At 67.1% G+C, this 20,488-nt stretch carries 9 protein-coding genes and 2 pseudogenes; 6 read left to right on the plus strand and 5 right to left on the minus strand.

Annotated elements, in window-relative coordinates:
• The first annotated feature begins 143 nt into the window (after positions 1-143).
• From DK26_RS22760 to DK26_RS22780, 5 genes and pseudogenes are all read left to right on the plus strand, one after another.
• Positions 144-3,017, plus strand: coding sequence for an autotransporter domain-containing protein (locus tag DK26_RS22760; protein WP_210179288.1), 2,874 nt, complete (start codon positions 144-146; stop codon positions 3,015-3,017).
• A gap of 561 nt (positions 3,018-3,578) precedes the next feature.
• Entirely contained in the window at positions 3,579-5,150 is a 1,572-nt protein-coding gene (locus tag DK26_RS22765) for a ShlB/FhaC/HecB family hemolysin secretion/activation protein (protein WP_066477439.1), read from the plus strand.
• Positions 5,151-5,282: 132 nt separating this feature from the next.
• Positions 5,283-7,325 carry a filamentous hemagglutinin N-terminal domain-containing protein gene (locus DK26_RS22770; protein WP_066477442.1) on the plus strand — a complete coding sequence of 681 codons (2,043 nt, stop codon included), beginning with the start codon at positions 5,283-5,285 and terminating at the stop codon, positions 7,323-7,325.
• Positions 7,301-12,889 (plus strand): MBG domain-containing protein, encoded by a 5,589-nt coding sequence (locus DK26_RS22775; protein ID WP_349236333.1) that lies wholly within the window; start codon positions 7,301-7,303, stop codon positions 12,887-12,889. Before DK26_RS22770 ends, DK26_RS22775 begins: the two co-directional genes overlap by 25 nt.
• Before the next feature lie 205 nt (positions 12,890-13,094).
• Positions 13,095-13,325, plus strand: a pseudogene (locus tag DK26_RS22780) (integrase core domain-containing protein); the annotation flags it as partial.
• 65 nt (positions 13,326-13,390) lie between these two features.
• Here the strand turns inward: DK26_RS22780 and DK26_RS29990 are convergent.
• Both DK26_RS29990 and DK26_RS22785 read right to left on the minus strand, forming a co-directional pair.
• A pseudogene (locus tag DK26_RS29990) lies at positions 13,391-13,590 on the minus strand (selenium-binding protein SBP56-related protein); the annotation flags it as partial.
• A gap of 191 nt (positions 13,591-13,781) precedes the next feature.
• Positions 13,782-14,675 carry a LysR family transcriptional regulator gene (locus DK26_RS22785; RefSeq protein WP_066477451.1) on the minus strand — a complete coding sequence of 298 codons (894 nt, stop codon included), beginning with the start codon at positions 14,673-14,675 and terminating at the stop codon, positions 13,782-13,784.
• Between the two features lie 120 nt (positions 14,676-14,795).
• Between DK26_RS22785 and DK26_RS29995 the strand changes: the two genes are divergently transcribed.
• Positions 14,796-16,763, plus strand: coding sequence for an alpha/beta hydrolase (locus DK26_RS29995; protein ID WP_349236334.1), 1,968 nt, complete (start codon positions 14,796-14,798; stop codon positions 16,761-16,763).
• Between the two features lie 149 nt (positions 16,764-16,912).
• Here the strand turns inward: DK26_RS29995 and pncB are convergent, their stop codons facing one another.
• From pncB to DK26_RS22810, 3 genes are all read right to left on the minus strand, one after another.
• Entirely contained in the window at positions 16,913-18,217 is a 1,305-nt protein-coding gene (pncB, locus tag DK26_RS22800; RefSeq protein ID WP_066477453.1) for a nicotinate phosphoribosyltransferase, read from the minus strand.
• A gap of 265 nt (positions 18,218-18,482) precedes the next feature.
• Entirely contained in the window at positions 18,483-19,922 is a 1,440-nt protein-coding gene (gene pyk, locus DK26_RS22805; protein WP_066477454.1) for a pyruvate kinase, read from the minus strand.
• 125 nt (positions 19,923-20,047) lie between these two features.
• Positions 20,048-20,473 carry a DUF1036 domain-containing protein gene (locus DK26_RS22810; protein ID WP_066477456.1) on the minus strand — a complete coding sequence of 142 codons (426 nt, stop codon included), beginning with the start codon at positions 20,471-20,473 and terminating at the stop codon, positions 20,048-20,050.
• Positions 20,474-20,488: the final 15 nt, after the last annotated feature.

Here is a 20,488-nt window from a genome sequence, read left to right on the forward strand (position 1 = left end):
CATCGGCCGTTCGGAAGCGCCCAACGAAGGACAGATAGCCGACTGGCCCGCGCGTGTTCCGTATTGACCACTTCGGCGCCGCAACGGCAGGGTCATGCCCGGCGGGCTCGCGGGGGCGACTCGCCTTCGTGCCGGGGGGCTTCGTGAAATTCCTGCCTATGCCTAGCGTCGCGGCTCTCCTGCTGTCGACGGCTCTCGTTACTCCGTCCGTCGCTCAAACGAGCCCTCTGCTCACCGATCCCGACAGCTGGCGCACGCCCGAGTACAGGGCGCAATGGGGGCTGGAGACGATCCGCGCCGCGGATGCCTATGCGCGGGGCGTCGATGGTACCGGTGTCCTGGTCGGGGTTGTCGACTCCGGCCTCTTCGCGGCCCATCCCGAGTTCGCCGGCCGCTATATCGGCGGCTACGACTACCTTACGGGGGCGGCGCCAACGGCCGATCCCGTAGGCCACGGCACCGGCGTTGCCTCGGTCATCGTCGCCAATCGCGACGGCATCGGCATGCACGGCGTGGCCCCGGGCGCGACCATGCTCGTCGCCCGCGACGACGATGGCGTGGGCGGGATCAGCTTCGATTTCATCGTGAGGGGGTACAACGACCTGGTCACGCGCGGCGTGCGGGTCATCAACAATAGCTGGGGCGATCTCTCGGCCATCACCGACGTGACCCGGCAGGCGATCATCGCGGATATTCCGGACGGTCTGGCAGCCTATCGCCGTGCGGTCGCAAGTGGGGTCCTGAACATCTGGGGCACGGGCAATGACTTCCGGGCTCAACCGAGCATCGAATCGGGTCTGCCGCACCTCTTCCCTGAACTGGAACGGGGGTGGCTCGCCGTGGCCGCCGTCGGACCCGGCTACATGCCGGAGTACAGCAACGGTTGCGGCGTCGCGAAGAACTGGTGTCTGGTGGCACCCGGTGGCGGCCCCGGCTGGGAGTGGGATCCAAGCCTCGGCGACTATGTCTGGATGGGCCTCGGCGATGGCATCCTCGTCGCCAAGTCCGGCGGTGGCTACGAAAAGACGTATGGCACTTCCTTCGCAGCTCCCCATGTCTCGGGGGCAGCGGCACTGGTCTGGCAGATGTTTCCGTTCTTCAGCGCAGACCAGGTGCGCCAGACACTGCTCGGCACGGCCTGGGATATCGGTGTCCCCGGCGTCGACGCGCTCTATGGCTACGGCCTGCTCGATGTCGGCAAGGCCGTGCTCGGCCCCGGTCGTTTCGATTGGGGCGATTTCGTCGTCGAGCAGCCCGGCGGCGTCGCGTATTTCGGGAACTACATCGTCGGTGCCGGCGGGCTGGTGAAGCGCGGCGTCGGCGAGCTCGTGCTCACCGGCCACAGCTCCTATGCCGGCGCGACGCGGGTCGAGGGCGGATTCCTGTCGGTGATGGGCAGCATCGCCTCGCCGACCAGCGTCACCGCTGCAGGCACGCTCGCCGGCACCGGCCTGATCACCGGCAATGTCAGCAATGCCGGCACGATCTGGGCTGGCGACCGGAACGGCATCGGCACCCTGAGGATCGACGGCAATTACGTCCAGCAGGCCGGGGGGCTGCTGGTCCAGCAATTCGGGCCGGAGGGAGGCCAGAACCATCTTGCCGTCACCGGCACGGCGAGCCTCGACGGCCGGGTGACCCTGGTCGGAGAGCGGCAGTTCCTGCCGCGCCAGCTCTCGATGGCGGTGCTCACCGCCGAACAGGGCGTTTCCGGTCGCTTCGCCGGCGTCGAGGGGCTGTTTGGCGACGGCACCGCGCCGTTCATCCGGGCGAGCCTGCGCTACGAGCCAAACGCCGCCTATCTCGATCTCCAGGGACTGCCCTTCGATACGCCCGGCGTCTGCGCCTCGGCCAATCAATGCGCGGTCGGCGGAGCGCTCGAGCGCGGGCTTGTGAGCGCCGACCGGGATCTGCGCGACGTCGCGCTTCTGCTGCAGCATGCGGGGACGCGGGAGGGGGCTCGCGGCGCGCTCGCCAGCCTCTCCGGCGAGGTCCATGCGGGCTTGTCCACCCTGGCGCTCGGCGGCTCCTCACAGCTTGGCAGCATGATCTTTCAGCGCCTCGGTGGCCTGCGCTCCGGCCAGGCGGAAGCGACGACCGCGGACGCGCCGCTCGCCTATACTGCCAGTCTGGCGGCCAACCCGGCCGCGGCGATGCTGATGCGGCTGCCTGCGCAATCTGCCGCCACGAACAATGCCTGGGCACGCGGCTATGGCTTCACCGGCAGGCTCGGCAGCGACGCCAATGCCGGCGGCGCGAGCTATCGCGGCGGCGGCGTGATCGGCGGTTTCGACCGGCAGATCACGCCGTCCTTCCTGGCCGGCTTCAGCTTCGGCTATTCCAGCACCGATGCCGATTTCCGTCGTCACGCCGGCAAGGGCAGCATCGATGCCTATGAGGGCGCCTTCTATGGCAGCTATGCGAGTGGCAGATTGCGCCTCGATGGCCTGCTCGGCTATGGCCGCCTCAATCTCGAGAGCGAACGCAGCATCGGCTTCGGTGGCCTCTCGCGGCAGGCGAAGGCCGAGTATGACGGCGATCGCTTCACCGGCGCGCTCGAGGGCGGCTATGCCTTCGATCTCGGCTGGTCGACGGCCGAGCCGCTGCTGGCGTTGCGCTACACCTTCCTGCGGCAGGGTGGCTTCAGCGAGACCGGAGCCCAGAGCATCGGCCTGACCGCGGCCGGGCAATCGGCTTCGAGCCTGCTCGGCAGCATCGGCCTGCGTCTGACGCGGGAGTTCGCGTTCGGCGATGGCCGCTTCGCGATCGAGGCGCGAGGCCGCTGGCAGCACGAATTCGTCGACGATGCCGTCGGGCTCGACACCGCCTTCATCGGGGCTCCGGCAGCGTCCTTCTCGGTTCGCGGCCCTCGGGTTGCCCGCGATAGCGCGATCCTCGGTGTCGGGCTCTCGGCACGCGCCGGCCGGAACCTCACGCTGTTCGCCGATTACGATGTCCGCCTCAACCGTGATGCCGCTGCCCATGCCGTCACGGCCGGGCTGCGCGCCAGCTGGTAGCGGGGGATCGGGCCTCGCTGACAGGCCTGTCGCGGCTCCGAATAATGCCGGCTTGTCTTCGTTGGGACGCGGCGGTCGTCCAGTTCGGGGGAGCCTGGTCTCGGCCTGGCGCGGCTCGCGCTGGGTTCCGGTCCTGCGGCCCCACCAAGGGCGATGGTCTGCGGGCGGGCAGCGCCGATGCGCCGCGTGGCACGGGCGAGCGAACGCCTGTCGCGGCGGCAGGAATGACGCAAGGTAGCAAGGGTGCAGTCCGGTAAATGGCAAAAATAGTCATGGCGTCGATCTGGTAACGCTAGGGCATCCTTGCTAAGCGGAGTCGGCTAACTGCTTCGAGGGGCTCGGTTGACTAGCTTTGCCAACTCTGCCCGGCTCGAGAGCTGTGCCGCTTTCGATCGCGGCACGTCCTGCCGTAGCCATTTAGTTTGCCGGGGCTTCGCCTTCGTCTTCATCGCGCTCATGGCGGTGGCTGCATCATCGGCCGCCGTTGCGCAGATCGCGCCGAGCCAAGTCACGCCGGAGACCTTGCGTCCTTCGACGCCTGGCGCAAGAAGCGGCATTGCTTTGCCGGCAACGCCCGAGCTTCGTGCGCCATCGGGCGCAGAACGCCTGAACGTACGAGTCGGGCGCGTCACCGTCGAGGGTGGCTTTCCCGAACTCGCCACCGCGACACAGGCGCTGCTGCCGCAGGTCGAGGGGCGCCGGGTCAGCGTGGCGGCCGTCTACGCCTTCGCCAACGCGCTGGAGCAGGCCTATGCCGCCGCCGGCTATGTGCTGGCGCGGGTCGTGATTCCGCCCCAGCATCTGCGCGACGGCGGTGCAGTCCGCCTTCTCGTGGTCGATGGCTATATCGAAGCGGTCGACGTGGCCAACGTTCCCGATCGTGCCCGGGCCGTCGTTGCGGCGCGGATGGCGAGCCTGGTTGGCGCGCGGCACCTGACGCTCGCCGAGATCGAGCGGCGCCTGCTGATCGCGGGCGATACACCAGGGCTTCGGCTGAAGAGCACGCTGGCGCGCGGCGTTCGCGATGGTGGCACGACTCTCGTGCTGGAAGGCACGCATCGGTTGCTCACCGGCAGCATCGGCATCGATAACCGGCTCGATGCGACGCTCGGCCGCTGGCAGCTCAACGGCAATCTTGCGCTGAACAGCCCGTTCGGCTTCGGCGAGCAGTTCTACGGGGCGATCGGCTCCGGCACGGATCTCGGGCAGGCCTTCGGGGATGACGCCAGGCTGCGGCTGTACGGCGGTGGCGCGGTGATCCCGCTCGGGGTCGACGGCTGGACGCTCAACCCCGAATACACGCGCAGCCAGACGCAGCCGAGGCCATTGCTGGGCGCTCCAGCGACGAGAGGCACTTTCGAACGGCTGGCCTTGCGCAGCTCGTATCAGCTGATCCGCAACCGCGCCCAGGCGCTGAGTCTGGACGTCGCCTTCGAGGCGATCCGGCAGGACACGGAAGCGCTCGGCTTCGGCGTCGATCTCAGCCGCGACCGTTACAGCGTGCTGCGAATCGGCACGACCTACGGCACCGCGCTGCCCTGGGGCACAGCCATCCAGGCCGGCGCGACCTTCTCGCAAGGGCTCGGCGGGCGCAGCCGGGTCGATGCCGTCGCCTCGCTGGTCCCGTTGTCGCGCTTCGGTGGCGAGCCCGATTTTTCCAAGGTCGCCGGTGACCTGCGTCTCACCCAGCCCCTGCCATTGGAGATGCGGCTGGACCTGACGGCCAAGGCACAGCTGGCGTTCAACCAGCCGATGCTAAGCTCCGAACAGTTCTCGCTCGACGGGCTCGATCAGGTCTCGGCCTTCGCCGCCGGCTCGCTCAACGTCGACCAGGGTGCGACGCTGCGCGGCGAGCTGGCCCGGCCGTTCGCATTCGCCCATGAGGGCTGGAGCGCGACGCTGACGCCCTATCTCTTCGCCAGCGGCGGGCGCGGCGAGATCTTGCTGCCGACGGCCGTCGAGCAGGCCTGGCTCAGCGCGGCGGCGTTCGGTGCCGGCCTGCGGATCGCCGGCGACGTCGCCCACGGAACGGCGACGCCGGCCGTCAACCTCGAGGTCGGGCGCCGCTTCACCAATGTTCCAGGTGAGCGCGAGGGCTGGCGCGGCAATCTGGCGGTGTCGGTACGCTTTTGACGGCGGCGCCCCGTCGGGCGCCGCAACGGAATTTCAAGATGGTACGTCCTGGCCGCGAGGCTGTGGGCAGGAAATTGCAGACGGGGCGGCCCGTGCGGCCGGTCCCTTCGCTGCGATACGGGGGAGACGATCATGACGGCGATTCTGCGCACGCGCCGCGTCAGGTTCGGGCTGGCGCCCGCCACGACGGCTGCGCTGCTGGCCACGACCGCGCTGGTCTCCGCGCAGACCGCCCTACCGACCGGAGGCCAGGTCGCCGCCGGCGCGGCTTCGATCAGCGTGTCCGGCCCGGCGATGACTGTGAACCAAGGTTCACAGCGCGCGATCGTCAACTGGCAGGGCTTTTCCGTCGGCCAGCCGAACAGCGTCAATTTCGTCCAGCCTTCGGCCTCCTCGGCGATCCTGAACCGGGTCACCGGCGCGGCGCCCTCGACCATCGCGGGACAGATCACCGGCAATGGCCAGGTCTTCCTGGTCAATCCGAACGGCATTGCCATCACCCCGACCGGGACGGTCAAGGTCGGCGGCGGCTTCGTCGCCTCGACGCTCGGCATCGCGGACCAGGACTTCATGGCCGGGCGCCTGAAGTTCAGCGGCGGCTCAGCTCCGGCGGCGGTCTCGAATGACGGCACGATCACGGCCGGCGCGGGTGGGTTTGTCGGGCTGCTCGGCGGCCTGGTCTCGAACGGCGGCACGATCAGCGTGCCACTTGGCCGTGTTGGCCTCGGCGCCGCGACTCAGGCGACGCTCGATCCGACCGGCGACGGTTTCCTCCAGGTCGCGGTGCCGCCCAGCGCCACCACTGCCGACGGCAAGCCGCTGATCGCCGTCTCCGGCAAGGTGGCGGCCCATGGCGGCCGGGTCGAGATCAAGGCTGCGACCGCGCAGGCGGCGGTGCGCGACGCGATCAACATTTCCGGCCACGTCTCGGCCCGTTCGGTATCCGGCCGCAACGGCTCCATCGTGCTGGGCGGCGGCGATGGTGGATATGTGCGGGTGTCCGGAACCGTCTCAGCGTCCGGCCGCGCCTCAGCCGGAAAGGTCGTGGCCTCCGGCCGCGTGGTCGAGATCGCCAAGGGCGCCAGCGTCCGCGCCCGCAGCAAGGATGGCCAGGGCGGCACGGTCGCGCTCAAGGGCGATATCGTCAACAATAGCGGCACGGTCGATGTCTCCGGCGCCAGCGGCGGGGCGATCGACGTCGCCGGCATCAGCCTCGGCAGCTATGGCGTCTGGGACCTGCGCGGCGCGGCCGGCGCAGGCGGCGCCTTCACCGCCAAAGGCGCTGCAAGCTATGTCGAGACGACGAGCGGTGTCGTGCTGGCCTCGGGGACGACGAGCGGCGGACGGATCGCGATCGACGCGCCAAACCTCTTCTCCTCGGGCCGCCAGGACGCCTCCTCCTCGACCGGCCGCGGCGGCAGCGTCACCTTGACCGGCGAGCGCATCGCGCTCGTTGCCGCGGGCATCGACGCCAGCGGTGCCACCGGCGGCGGGGCGGTGCGCATCGGCGGCGACTACCAGGGCGGCGGCGCGCTTGCCCATGCCGCGACGACGACGATCAGCCCGGCGACCACGATCCGGGCGGATGCCACGCAGTCGGGAAAGGGCGGCAGCGTCGTCGTCTGGTCCGACACGAAGACGGATTTCTACGGCACGATCAGCGCACGCGGCGGCGCGGGCGGCGGCAATGGCGGGCTGGTCGAGGTCTCCTCCAAGGGCAAGCTGGTATTCGGCGGCTTGGCCGCGGTTAGCGCGCCGCTGGGCGCGAGCGGCGTCGTCCTGCTCGACCCCAAGAACATCGTCATCGACGATGTGGCGGGCACCTATCCGCAATACCAGCTCATCGACCCGCTGCAGGGCGCCGGCAGCAACTTGTTCGGCAATTCGGTCGTCCAGCTCCAGGGCACCGGCAAGACCGTCGTCACGGCGCACGGCACAGCGATCGGCGGGCAGACCAATGCCGGGGCGGTCTATCTTTACGACACCGTCACGGGCGCGCTCATCTCATTGCTGACCGGATCGGTCGCGAATGATGCCGTGGGTAATGGCGGCGTCACGACCCTGAGCAACGGCAATTATGTCGTCCAAAGCGGCAACTGGGCCGGCAACAGCGGCGCGGTGACCTGGGGCAGGGCAGCGGAACGGCCGGCGTGTCAGGCACGGTCTCGTCGTTGAACAGCCTCGTTGGCGTGCTGGCCGGCGATCTCGCCGGCAATAACGGCATCACGGCGCTGAGCAACGGCAATTATGTCGTGAGCACTGGCAACTGGGGCACCAACCGGGGCGCGGTGACCCTGGGCAACGGTGCGACCGGCACGGTCGGCACGATTACGACGGCGAACAGCCTCGTCGGCACGGTCACGGGCGGCACGGGGGCGGGAGACCGTGTCGGCATCACCGGCGTCACGGCTCTTGCCGGCAACGGCAACTATGTCGTTCGCAGCGCGAGCTGGACCGGCGATGCCGGGGCCGTGACCTGGCGCAGCGGCACGGACATGACCGGCGCCGTGGTTGGGCCGTCGAACAGCCTCGTCGGCTCGGCGGGCGACCAGATCGGTGTCAGCGGTGTCGAGGCGCTAAGCAACGGCAATTATGTCGTCCGCAGCTCCAACTGGACCGGCGCCAGGGGCGCAGTGACCTGGGGCAGTGGCACGGCGGGCGTGTCGGGAGCGGTCACGGCGTCGAACAGCCTCGTCGGCTCGTCGGCGCTCGACAATGTCGGCGCCCTGGCCCTCACGCTGCTGAGCAACGGCAATTATGTCGTCCGCAGTCCGGATTGGGAGGGCGGCAAGGGCGCGGTGACCTGGGGCAGCGGAACGGCAGGCGTGTCGGGCTCGATCACGGCGTCGAACAGCCTCGTCGGCACGGCCACGACCGACAAAGTCGGCGGTACCGGCGTCACGGCCTTGACCAACGGCCATTATGTCGTCGCCAGCACGACCTGGGACGACAACAGAGGCGCCGCGACCTGGGGCAACGGCCTCACGGGTGGGACGGTCGGCGCGGTTTCGGCGTCGAACAGCCTCGTCGGCACGGCCCAGGGAGTGAACGGTGACCGCGTCGGCACCGGCGTCACGGCGCTGAGCAACGGCCACTATGCGGTCCGCAGTTCGAACTGGGGCACCAACAGAGGCGCCGTGACCTGGGGCAATGGCGCGGCGGCTACGACGGTTGGCGCGGTCTCGACGTCGAACAGCCTCGTCGGCACGGCCACAGGCACAGGGACGAACGGCGATCGTGTCGGCAGTAACGGCATCACGGCGCTGAGCAACGGCAATTATGTCGTCCGCAGCTCCAACTGGGGCAGCTATATGGGCGCCGTGACCTGGCGCGGCGGCACCGATGCGACCGGAGCCGTGGTCTCGGCGTCGAACAGCCTCGTCGGCACGAACCCGGGGGCGACCTCGCTCCAGGGAGATCGCCTCGGCAATGGCGGCGTTTTGGCGCTGAGCAACGGCAATTATGTCGTCCGCAGCTCCAATTGGGGCGGCAATTTCGGCGCGGTGACCTGGGGCAATGGCACGACGGGCGCGACAGTCGGCGGGGTCTCGTCGTCGAACAGCCTTGTCGGCTCGACCAGTACCGATCGCCTCGGCCAGCTCGCCAATTCCGTCGTCGAGCTGAGCAGCGGCAACTATATCGTCAGCAGCCGCGACTGGACCAACCCTGGCGGGGCAACGGGAGCGGGCGCCGTGACCTGGGGCAGCGGGACGGCGGGCGTTTCCGGCGTGATCTCGTCGTCGAACAGCCTCATCGGCACGAGCGCCAGCGCCGCCCTGGCTTTCAAGACGGCGGGCGACACCAGCGACGTCGTCATCGCCGGCTCCGCGGGAGAATCGACCTCCGGCCGGGTCTATGTCGGCCTCGGCGACCTCAATGCGTTGACCTTCGGGCGCGCCATGGCGCAGGACGTGACGATCCGCAGCGATGCGATCACCCGCCAGCTCAATGCCGGCTCCGCCCTCACCCTGCAGGCCTCGAACGACATCACCGTCAACAGCGCGATCACGGTGAACAACCCGTCGGGCAATGGTGGCCATCTCACCTTGCAGGCCGGGCGCAGCATCATCGTCAACGCGGCGATCACCACCGACAACGGCAATCTGACGCTGATCGGCAATGACCGCCTCGCCAATGGTGTCGTCGATGCCCAGCGCGATCCCGGTGCGGGCACGATCACACTGTATGCGCCGATCAATGCGGGCACCGGCACGGTCGACATCCAGCTGCGCGACGGCGCCGGCAAGACCAACTACGGCGGTGGTTATGTCTCGCTCGGCGCCATCACGGCGGGCAGGGTCAACGTGGTGAACGACACCCCCTCCGGCGTGGTCCTGAGCGGCATCATCACAGCCAGCGGTAGTGGCGATTCGATCGTCATCGCCGCGAATCGCAGTTTCCAGAACCTTGTCGGCGCCAATGCACTGAACGCGGCCGGCCGCTGGCTCGTCTATGCGATCGGCCCGGGGGTAAACACCTTCGGCAATCTCGACAGCGGCAACAGCGCTGTCTGGAACGCATCCTACGCCACCCTGCCGCCTGCCAGCGTGGCGCAGACCGGCAACCGCTATCTCTTCGCCCACCAGCCGACGTTGACCTTCACCTCGACAGGGCTGGCCAAGACCTACGGCGACGACGTGACCCCCGCCCTGGCGTCGGCCTATACAGTGTCGGGGCTCAATGCGGGCGTCGCCAATGCCTATCTCGGCGACACGCTTGGCAGCGTCGTCTCCGGTTCCGCTAACCTGTCCTCTGCCGGTGCGGCCACGACGGCGGGAGTCGCCGGCTCGCCTTATGCGATCACGATCGCCCAGGGATCGCTTAGCGCCAGCACCGGCTACGCCCTCGCCTTCAGCAGCACCGGCCAGCTGACGGTAGCGCCGCGTGCGGTGACGGTCACGGCGGACGCCGGTCAGGGCAAGGTCTATGGCAATGTCGACCCGACGCTGAGCTATGCCGTGACGGCGGGCTCCCTGGTCGGAGGTGACAGCTTATCCGGTTCGCTGGGACGTGCGGCCGGCGAGAACGTCGGCAGCTACGCGATCAATCAGGGCACGCTGACGAACCCCAACTATACGGTGAGCTTCGTCGGCTCGACTTTCGGGATCACGCCACGCGCAGTGACAGTCACGGCGACCGCCGGCCAGAACAAGGCCTATGGCGATGCCGATCCGCTGCTGGCCTATACGGTGACGGCGGGAGGCCTGGCCTTCGCCGACACCTTCTCCGGTTCGCAGAGCCGCGTGGCCGGCGAGAACATCGGCAACTACGCGATCAACCAGGGTACGCTGGCGCTGAGCTCCAACTACACGCTGAGCTATGCCGGCGGTGTGAACTTCGGGATCACGCCGCGCCCGGTGACGGTCTCGGCGACGGCGGGTCAGGGCAAGGCCTATGGCGATGCCGATCCGGTACTGACCTATGCGATCACGGCGGGAAGCCTGCTCGTCGGCGACAGTTTCTCAGGCGCGCTCGGTCGTGCGGCCGGCGAGAATGTCGGCAGCTATGCGATCAACCAAGGTTCGCTGGCGCTGAACGCCAACTACACGCTGAGCTATGCCAGCTCGAATTTCGGGATCACGCCACGCCCGGTGACGGTGACCGCGTCCTCGGGGCAAAGCAAAGTCTATGGCAATGTCGATCCGACGCTGACCTACACGGTCACGGCCGGCAGCCTGCTTGTCGGCGACAGCTTCAGCGGCTCACTCAGCCGCGCGGCGGGCGAGAATGTCGGCAGCTACGGGATCAATCAGGGCTCGCTGGCGCTGAACGCCAACTACACGCTGAACTATGCCGGCGGCACGGCCTTTGCGATCACGCCGCGCCCGGTGACGGTGACGGCATCATCCGGGCAGAGCAAGGTCTATGGCAATGTCGACCCGGCTCTGACCTATTCTGTGGGTGGAAGCGGCTTGGCCTTCGCCGACACCCTCTCCGGTTCGCTGAGCCGCGCCGCCGGCGAGAACGTCGGCAGCTACGCGATCAACCAGGGCACGCTCGCGCTGAACGCGAATTACGCGCTGACCTATGTCGGTTCGACCTTCGGAGTCACGCCGCGCGCGGTGACGGTTTCGGCGACCGCCGGCCAGACCAAGGTCTATGGCGATGCCGATCCGACGCTGACCTATGCGGTGACGGCGGGAAGTCTGCTGGGCGGCGACAGCATATCCGGTTCACTCGGCCGTGCTGTTGGCGAGGACGTCGGCAGCTACGCGATCAACCGGGGCACGCTGGCGAACCCGAACTATACGGTGAGCGTTGTCGGCTCGAACTTCGGGATCACGCCGCGCGCGGTGACCGTCTCGGCGACCGCTGGCCAGAGCAAGATCTATGGCGATGTCGATCCGGCGTTGGCCTATGCGGTGACGGCCGGATCCCTGGTCGGAGGTGACAGCTTATCCGGTGCGCTCGGCCGTGCGGCCGGCGAGAACGTCGGCAGCTACGCGATCAACCTGGGCACTCTGGCGAATCCGAACTATACGGTGAGCTTCGTCGGCTCGAATTTCGGGATCACGCCACGCGCAGTGACCGTCTCGGCGACTGCAGGCCAGAGCAAGGCCTATGGCGACGCCGATCCGACGCTGGCCTATACGGTGACGGCCGGTAGCCTGGTCTTCGCTGATGGCTTCTCCGGTGCGCTGAGCCGCGCGGCCGGCGAGAACGTCGGGAGCTATGCGGTCAACCAGGGCACGCTGGCGCTGAGCGCCAACTACACGCTGAGTTATGCCGGCGGTACGATCTTCGGAATCACGCCGCGACCGGTGACGGTCACCGCGACGGCGGGCCAGGGCAAGGCCTATGGCGATGCCGATCCGGCGCTGACCTATATGGTGACGGCGGGCTCCCTGCTCGCCGGCGACAGCTTCAGCGGCGCGATCAGTCGTGCCGCCGGCGAGAACGTCGGCAGCTACGCGATCGGCCAGGGCACACTGGCGCTGAACACCAACTACACGCTGAGCTATGCAGGTTCGACCTTCGGCATCACGCCGCGGCAGGTGACGGTGACCGCGGCGTCGGGCCAGGGCAAGGTCTACGGCAGTGCCGATCCGACGCTGACCTATACGGTGACCGCGGGTAGCCTGCTCGGCAGCGACAGCTTCTCGGGATCGCTCAGCCGTGCCACTGGCGAGAACGTCGGCAATTATGCCATCGGCCAGGGCACGCTGGCGTTGAATGCCAATTACGCGCTGCGCTATGCCGGCACGACCTTTGGGATCACGCCACGGCCGCTGACGGTGGCCGCGACGGCGGGGCAGGGCAAGGTCCATGGCGATGTCGATCCGGCGCTGACCTATGCGGTGACGGTGGGGAGCCTGGTTCGGGCGGACGCCTTCTTAGGATCGCTGAACCGTGCGGCTGGAGAGACTGTCGGCAGCTACCCGATCGAGCAGGGCACGCTGTCGCTAGGTCCGAATTATCTGATGAGCTATGTCGGCGCGACCTTCGGGATCACGCCGCGGCCCACACCGTCCAATCCAGAAACATCGCCTCAGCCTTCGCTGCCGCCATTGTCTCTGCTCGCTCTGTTTCCGCCAATGAACAATATTTGGAGCGTGATTGCCGAGCAGCCAACCTGGTTTGGCAGTCAGGCAGGTGAGGTGCTCGGTCCCAGCAGCGGTTACGTTGAGACCCAGCCTCGCGGAGCTTTCAGGATCTGCAACCCAGCGGCGATAACGTTGGAGCTGATCGCTAGCGGGCGGGTGCAGCTTTCGGGATCGGATACGGCTTGTGGTTTGTGAGGCTGACGAGCGGGACGACGATCAAACTCTCGCCGGAGGTGGTGCGTAGCGGTACGAGTTGTGTCGGATCAAGAGGCTGAGTGCCCGCCGCCTGTCACTACCTTGGCAGACTTTCAGAACTGAACCGTCGGCGGCAGTGCGGACATTGTGTTGATGGTGGCCATTCGAGGGCTGCGATGATGGCCGGGCGGATCGCTGGCGGGCCAGCATGGACGGCAAGGGCGCCTGGCGCGGCAACGTCTCCGTCGAGCGCCTCTGGAAATCCGTCAAATACGAGGAGGTTTACCTGCGCGCCTATGCCGGCGTGTCGGAGGCCTGCGCCTCGCTCGGCGGGTATCTCGACTTCTATAACAGCCGGAGGCCTCATCAGGGCTTGGGACGGCAGACGCCCGACCAGGCCTACTTCAACGCGCTGCGGCCAATCCCGGCGGCGTAACCGAGGCTGAAACCCACTTAGCGACAGCCCCGAAACTGTTCAGACAAACCGGGCCAGCTCTGCAGCTCATCCCGCTCATTCGGCATCACCACCGTATGAACGACGTGCGCATAGTTCGGCGAGCTCGGCTTTACATCGACGACAGCAAGGGCGTCAGGTTTCGAGAAGTCGGAGCTAAGCAACAGGGTGTAGGAAAATTCTCCGCCGGAGTTTCCATTGCGATCTTCGGCGATGCGTGAAATGTCGGATCAGGCCGAATATTAATCGAGGTGCCTCCCTTGCTGACATGGGGAGCGACTAGCCATCCGACTGCGCGTCATTCCGCGCTGGTCGCTGCCCCATGAAGCACTGCTCTGGGGGAGCGACGTCGGATGATGCCGAATATTTGTGTCCCGCGGAAGAGCTGGCAGGACAGCGGCGGGTACGAAGGCGCTCGGGCGAAGCCAAGCGCATCAGTCAGGCTCGATAGCGCACCGCATTCAGAAGCAGCCGAAAGGCGGGCGAGGCCTGGCGGCGGCTGGCATAGTACAGATGATATCCCGGCAGCGGCGGCGTCCACTCGGTCAGGACTTGGACGAGCCGCCGAGCACGCAGATGCTCCTCGACCTCATCGAGCGGCAGATAGGCTAGCCCCAGTCCGGCGAGGGCTGCGTCGAGGATCAGCTCGATCGTGTTGAGGGTCAGCGGCCCCTCGACGCGGACCCGGATTTCGCGATCGTCCTGCACGAGCCGCCAGGTATTCACCGTACCCGGCGTCGGAAGTCGCAGATTGATACCGCGATGGCTGGCGAGGGCGTGCGGCGTTTCCGGGGCTGGATGACTGCGCAGATAGTCGGGCGCCGCAACGATCGCCATCGGGATATCCGGCCCGAGACGCACTGCCACCATGTCCCTTGCGACATGCTCGCCAAGCCTGACTCCAGCATCGAAGCCCTCGGCGATGACGTCCGAAAGTTCATAGGCCGAGACGATCTCGACGGTAATGTCGGGATAATCGGTGAGCAGCTTCACCACCGCCGGCAGCAGGATCGTCTTGGCAGCGTGCTCGACGCTGGTGATCCGGATCGTGCCGGAGGGTTTGTCGCGGAACTCGCCGAGCTCGGTCAGGCTCTGGTCGAGATCGCGCAGCACTGGTGCCAGCGTTCGCCAGAGCCGCTCACCCGCCGGCGTCGGCGCGACGCTGCGCGTCGTGCGGGCGATCAGCGCGACGCCCAGGCGCTCCTCCAGCCGCTTGACGATCTGACTCAGAGCCGATTGCGACAGGCCGAGCTTCGTCGCGGCGCGCGTAAAGTTGCGCTCCTCGGCGACGACGGCAAAGGCCGCAAGATCGGCCATGTCCTCGCGACGCATTCATCACCTCAGTGATAAGTTCAATCCGATTACTGCCATAGTGTGATGGCCGGAGCGAGCCCATCTTTTCGGTGTGGAGCCGATCTGGCGTCCCACCACATTGAAGCAGAGGAGACGGCTATGGCTCGCAAGATAGGCTTCCCGAACAGCAACAACCCCACGATCACGATGTCGGCCGTCATCAATTTTCCCGAGGGGTTCGACGAGAAGGGCAGCTATCCGGCGATCGTCGTCTCGCACCCCGGCGGCGGCGTGAAGGAACAGACTGCAGGCACCTATGCTGCGGAGCTCGCCAAGGCCGGCTTCGTCACCATCGCCTATGACGCTTCCTATCAGGGCGAGAGTGGCGGCGAGCCGCGCCAGCTCGAGAACCCGCATATCCGCACCGAGGATGTCAGTGCGGTCGTCGACTACCTGACGACGCTGCCTTACGTCGGCAACGATCGTATCGGCGCGATGGGCATCTGCGCCGGCGCCGGCTACTCCGCCAACGCCGCGCTGCAGGATCATCGTATCAAGGCGCTCGGCACGGTCAGCGCCGTCAATATCGGCTCGATGTTCCGCCATGGCTGGGAGAACACCGTCAAGGACGCCGACGCCCTGCCTTATATCGAGGCCGGCTCAACCGCCCGTACCGCCGATGCCGCAAGCACCGCCAAGGCCCGGATGCCGTTGGCGCCGGAGAGGGAAAGCGACGCGCCGAACGAGGAATTGCGCCAAGCTTGGGAGTACTATCACACGCCGCGCGCCGAATGCCCGAGCGCGCCCGGCTTCGCCACCGCGCGCAGCCTGAACCAGATCATCACCTACGACGCCTATCACAAGGCCGAGGCCTTCCTGACCCAGCCGATCCTGGCGGTCGCCGGCTCCGTCGCCGGCAGCAAATGGATGAGCGACGACCTGCTCGCCCGCGCCGCCAGCAAGGACAAGGCGCTGTACGTCGTCGAGGGCGCCAACCACATGGATCTCTATGATGGCAAGCCCCACGTCGCCGAGGCTGTCTCGGCGCTGGCGCCGTTCTTTCGAGCTAAACTTTCGGTAGACGCCAGCGCGAAGCAAGCGGCCGAGGAAAGGCGATACGGGCGCGGGATCGCGCATCATCCGGATGCAATCGAGGAGAGATTCATGGAAACCGTCAGCATTCGCAATCCCGGCATGTACTGGGATATCGCCGCCAATATTCACTTTCCGCCCAATTTCGATGCAGGCAAGCGCTATCCGGCGGTGATCTCGAACCATCCTATCGGGAGCTGCAAAGAGCAGACGTCCGGCAATGTCTACGGCACAGCACTCGCCACGGCCGGCTTCGTGGTCATTGTACCCGACGCGAGCTTCCAGGGTGGCAGCGGCGGGGAACCTCGCTGGATCGAAGACCCCGAGCAGCGGGTGAAGGACTATCGGGACGTCATCGATTACGCTCAGTCCCTGCCTTATGTCGACCCTGCTCGCATCGGCATCCTCGGCATCTGCGGCGGCGGTGGCTATTCGATCAAGACCACAATCATCGACAAGCGGATCAAGGCGCTCGTCAGCATTACCGGCGTGAACTTCGGGCGGTTGATGCGCGAAGGCTTCAGTAGCTTCGATCCTGTCGGCGCGCTCGAAGGTATGGCCGTGCAGCGCACCGCCGAGAATGCGGGGGGCGACGGGCGGATCAACATCTTCCTGCCGCCGAGCGTCGAAGCCGGCAAGAGCGCCGGCATCGCGGACATCGATGTGCTGGAGGCGACCGACTATTACCGGAACCGCTGCCCGGCCGAGGGATCGGGCACGAGAATGCTGGTCTCACATGCAGCGCCGGCGGTTGCATGGGATGCGTTCGCTTTCGCCGAAACACTGCTGACCCAGCCGATGATGGTGGTGTTCGGCGACAAGCCCGGCGGTTTCGGCGCTTATCGCGACGGCATGGAGATCTACGCCCGCGCGGCCTCGAAGGAAAAGGAACTCGTGGTTGTGGAGGGATGGTCACACTACGACCTTTACGATAACCCCGAAGCGGTGGGGCTGGCGCTGGAGAAGCTGGTGCCGTTCTTCCGGGAGCATTTGACAGCGGCGGGCACGCCAGCGGCACGCGCAGCTGCCGAGTAGCATCCGTTTCAAATGATGAATCAGGCTGACGCTTCGGCAGCGCCAGCCTGATCTCGTCGGCTATTCGGCAACCGAACCACCCTGAAGCAGACGTCGATCGCGTCAGCTCAGGGTAGGTCGAGAGCGCGCCTTTCTCTTACCCTCCCCACTCAGACCCGCACCGCCTTCGCCTTCCGGTCCGCGCCGCCGAACACCCGCAGATACCGCGCGATCTCTTCCGGCGTCCCCGTCGCCTTGTTGGGGTTGTCGGAGAGCTTCACCGCCGGGCGGCCATTGGCGCTGACGACCTTGCAGACCAGCGAGATCGGGTCGAGATCGGGCGTGCCGTCGGGCGAGCAGCCGACGAAGTCGTTAGTCAGGTTGGTGCCCCAGCCGAAGCTGGTTCGGACCCTGCCGTGGAAGTGGTGATAGGCCTCCTCGATCGAGTCGATGTCCATGCCGTCGGAGAAGATCAGCAGCTTGCTCCTGGGGTCGCGTCCCTGCGCCTGCCACCAGGCGATGATCTGCTCGCCGGCCTCGATCGGCGGGGCGCTGTCGGGGCGAAAGCCGGTCCAGTCGGCAAGCCAGGAGGGGGCATCGTCGAGGAAAGCCGTGGTGCCGAAGGCGTCCGGCAGCACGATCAGGAGGTTCCCGGCATAGACCTGGCGCCATTCGTCGAGCACGCGATAGGGCGCGGCCCTCAGCTCCTCGTCGTTATTGGCCAGCGCCGCCAGCACCATCGGCAATTCATGGGCGTTGGTGCCGATCGCCTCGAGATCGTTCTCCATGGCGAGCAGCACGTTGGAGGTGCCGGTGAAGGTCGGTCCCAGCCCCTCCTTCAGCGCCTCGACGCACCAGCGCTGCCAGAGATGGCCGTGGCGCCTGCGCGTGCCGAAATCGGAGATGCGCAGATCGGGCAGCTTCTTCAGCCGCTCGACCTTGTCCCAGAGTTTCGACTTGGCGCGGGCATAGAGCACGTCGAGCGCAAAGCGCCCCCAGCCCTTCAGCGCCTGGCGCGAGCGCAATTCGTTGACGATGGCGAGGGCCGGGATCTCCCACATCATGCTGTGGGTCCAGGGGCCGGCGAAGGTCAGCTCATATTGCCCGTCGACCTTGCGCAGCTCGTACTCCGGCAGGCGGAACTCGGCGAGCCAGGCGATGAAGTCCGGCGTGAACATCTGGGTCTTGCCGTAGAAGCTGTTGCCGGCGAGCCAGATCAGCTCCTTCTTGGTGAAGCGCAGTTCGCGGGCATGGTCGAGCTGGGCGCGCAATTCGCCCTCGTCGATCACCTCGGCGAGGCGGATCGCCTTGCTGCGGTTGATCAGACCGAAGGTGACCTCGACCTTCGGGTGGAAGCTCCTGATCATCTGCAGCATCAGCAGCTTGTAGAAATCGGTGTCGAGCAGGCTGCGCACGATCGGATCGAGCCGCCAGCTGTGATTGTAGGTCCGAGAGGCGATGTCGGTGATGGCCATGGGCGTCGCGAGCTGCCGGTAGCGGGAACTCAAGCAGTAGAGCAGGGGCCGCCGCAGGGGAATGGCCACGGGTGCAAGAGCCTCGTGGTCATTCCGGGGCAGGCCGAAGGCCTGAGCCCGGAACCCAGAACCGCTGTCCTGCGAAGACACGGCGGCCGCGTTTCAGCACGTTTTGCAGACGGCATCGGTGCCGGGTTCCGGGCTCGCCGCTGCGCGGCGCCCCGGAATGACGGCGTTGTTTCGTGCGAATGCCGCTGGAGGCAGTTCACGCCTGGTCGACATGCTCCTTCGCCACGAAGGCGATGCGGACCATGTTGGTCGCGCCCGGCGTGCCGAAGGGGACGCCGGCGACGACGATGATCCGGTCGCCGAGCGAGGCATAGCCTTCGCGAACGGCGAACTTGCAGGCGCGCGAGGCCATGTCGTCGATGTCGCTGGCGTCCTTGGTGACGACGGCGTGCACGCCCCAGACCAGGGTGAGCTGGCGGGCCGTGGAGCGGTTCGGCGTCAGCGCGACGACGGTCGAGTTCGGCCGCTCGCGGGCGAGGCGGAAAGCGGTCGAACCCGAGGAGGTCCAGGCCGCGATCGCCTTGAGGTTCAACGCCGTGGTGATCTCATGCGCTGCCTTGGCGATGGCGTCGGCGCCGGTCGCCTCAGGCTCGGCGCGCTGCGCGTCGAGGATCGAGCGATAGGTCGAGTCGTTCTCGACCTCCTCGGCGATGCGGTTCATCATCGCAACCGCCTCGACCGGATACTCGCCGGCGGCGCTCTCGGCCGAAAGCATCACCGCATCGGCGCCCTCGAACACGGCGGTGGCTACGTCGGAGACCTCGGCGCGGGTCGGCACCGGGGCGGTGATCATGCTCTCCAGCATCTGGGTCGCGACCACGACCGGCTTGCCCATGCGCCGCGACAAGCGGGTGATGCGCTTCTGCGTTCCCGGCACCTTCTCCAGCGGCATCTCGACGCCGAGGTCGCCGCGCGCGACCATGATCGCGTCGGAGGCCTCGATGATCTCCTCCAGGCGCAGCAGCGCCTGCGGCTTCTCGATCTTGGCCATCGCCAGGGCGCGGCCACGCACGATCTTGCGCAGATCCGCCATGTCCTCGGGCCGCTGCACGAAGGAGAGCGCGATCCAGTCGACGCCGACCTCGGCTGCCGCCTCGGCATCGGAGCGGTCCTTGTCGGTCATCGCCGAGACTGCGATCGTCGTGTCGGGCAGGCTGATGCCCTTGCGCGAGGAAAGCCGCCCGGCGACGGTCACCCTGGTCACTGCCTGCTTCGGCGTGGCCTTCTCGACGACGAGCCGGATCTTGCCGTCGTCGAGGATCAGGGTGTGGCCGGGCTCCAGTGCCGAGAGGATCTCGGGATGGGGCAGGTGGACACGCTTGGCCGTACCGGGCGCCGGGTCGGAATCAAGGATGAAGCGCTCGCCCTTCTCCAGCACCGCGCCGCCATCGCCGCCGAACTGGCCGACACGCAGCTTCGGGCCCTGCAGATCGGCGAGGATGCCGACCGGACGGCGGAACTGCGCCTCCAGAGCGCGCAGCATCGCCACCCTCTCGGGCAGCGTTTCGCGCTGGGTATGGCTCATATTGATGCGGAAAACGTCGACGCCGGCCTCAAACAGTTTCGCGCACATCTCCGGCGTGGAGGAGGCGGGGCCCAATGTCGCGATGATCTTGATCCGTCGTTCCCGCCTCATCGGGGCGTTTCTCCTTGTTTGCGCAGTTCGTTCTGCGTCCCGCCGTTCCGTCGCTTATTCGTGGCCGCAGGGCAAGTGTTGACGCAAGAATCTGCGTTTGTCCCTGTTGGAAGGGCTGTCGCCACTCAGGGCCGCGGCGGCGCGGCGCCGGGCGTATCGGTCAGTTGGATGGTCCAGCCCTTCTGCTCGCCGGTGTCGACCTCGAAGAAGCCCGAGCGGTCATAGCCGCGCGACAGGCAGTCCTCGATGCCGCGGATGGTGAATTCCTTGTTGCGCGTGCACATGATCGACTTGCCGGTCCATTCGCCGCCCTTGTCGTAGTCGACGGCGTGGACGTAGTAGAAGCGCGCCGCCAGCGTGCCGCGCAGCAAGGTCTCGCAGGCCCGGGGGGCGATGTTCCACCAGCCTTCGGTGACCCAGCCCTGCGCGTCGCGATAGCCGATGGCGACGCCGACGCGACTGCTCGTGGTGTTGCACATGCGCAGATCGGCCAGGGCCGGCACGGCACCCGCGAAGAGGAAGAGGGCGGCCGGCGCGGCGAGGCGCAGCACGGACCTAGCGAGGCG

Origin of the sequence: Allobosea sp. WAO (assembly GCF_001509835.1) — a bacterium.
Lineage (GTDB): Bacteria > Pseudomonadota > Alphaproteobacteria > Rhizobiales > Beijerinckiaceae > Allobosea.

Bases quoted from the DNA above. Each gene is read 5' to 3' on its own strand.
- pyk (WP_066477454.1), bottom strand. From the start codon at position 19,922: ATGAGGCGGGAACGACGGATCAAGATCATCGCGACATTGGGCCCCGCC.
- DK26_RS22770 (WP_066477442.1), top strand. From the start codon at position 5,283: ATGACGGCGATTCTGCGCACGCGCCGCGTCAGGTTCGGGCTGGCGCCC.
- pncB (WP_066477453.1), bottom strand. From the start codon at position 18,217: ATGGCCATCACCGACATCGCCTCTCGGACCTACAATCACAGCTGGCGG.
- DK26_RS22785 (WP_066477451.1), bottom strand. From the start codon at position 14,675: ATGCGTCGCGAGGACATGGCCGATCTTGCGGCCTTTGCCGTCGTCGCC.
- DK26_RS29995 (WP_349236334.1), top strand. From the start codon at position 14,796: ATGGCTCGCAAGATAGGCTTCCCGAACAGCAACAACCCCACGATCACG.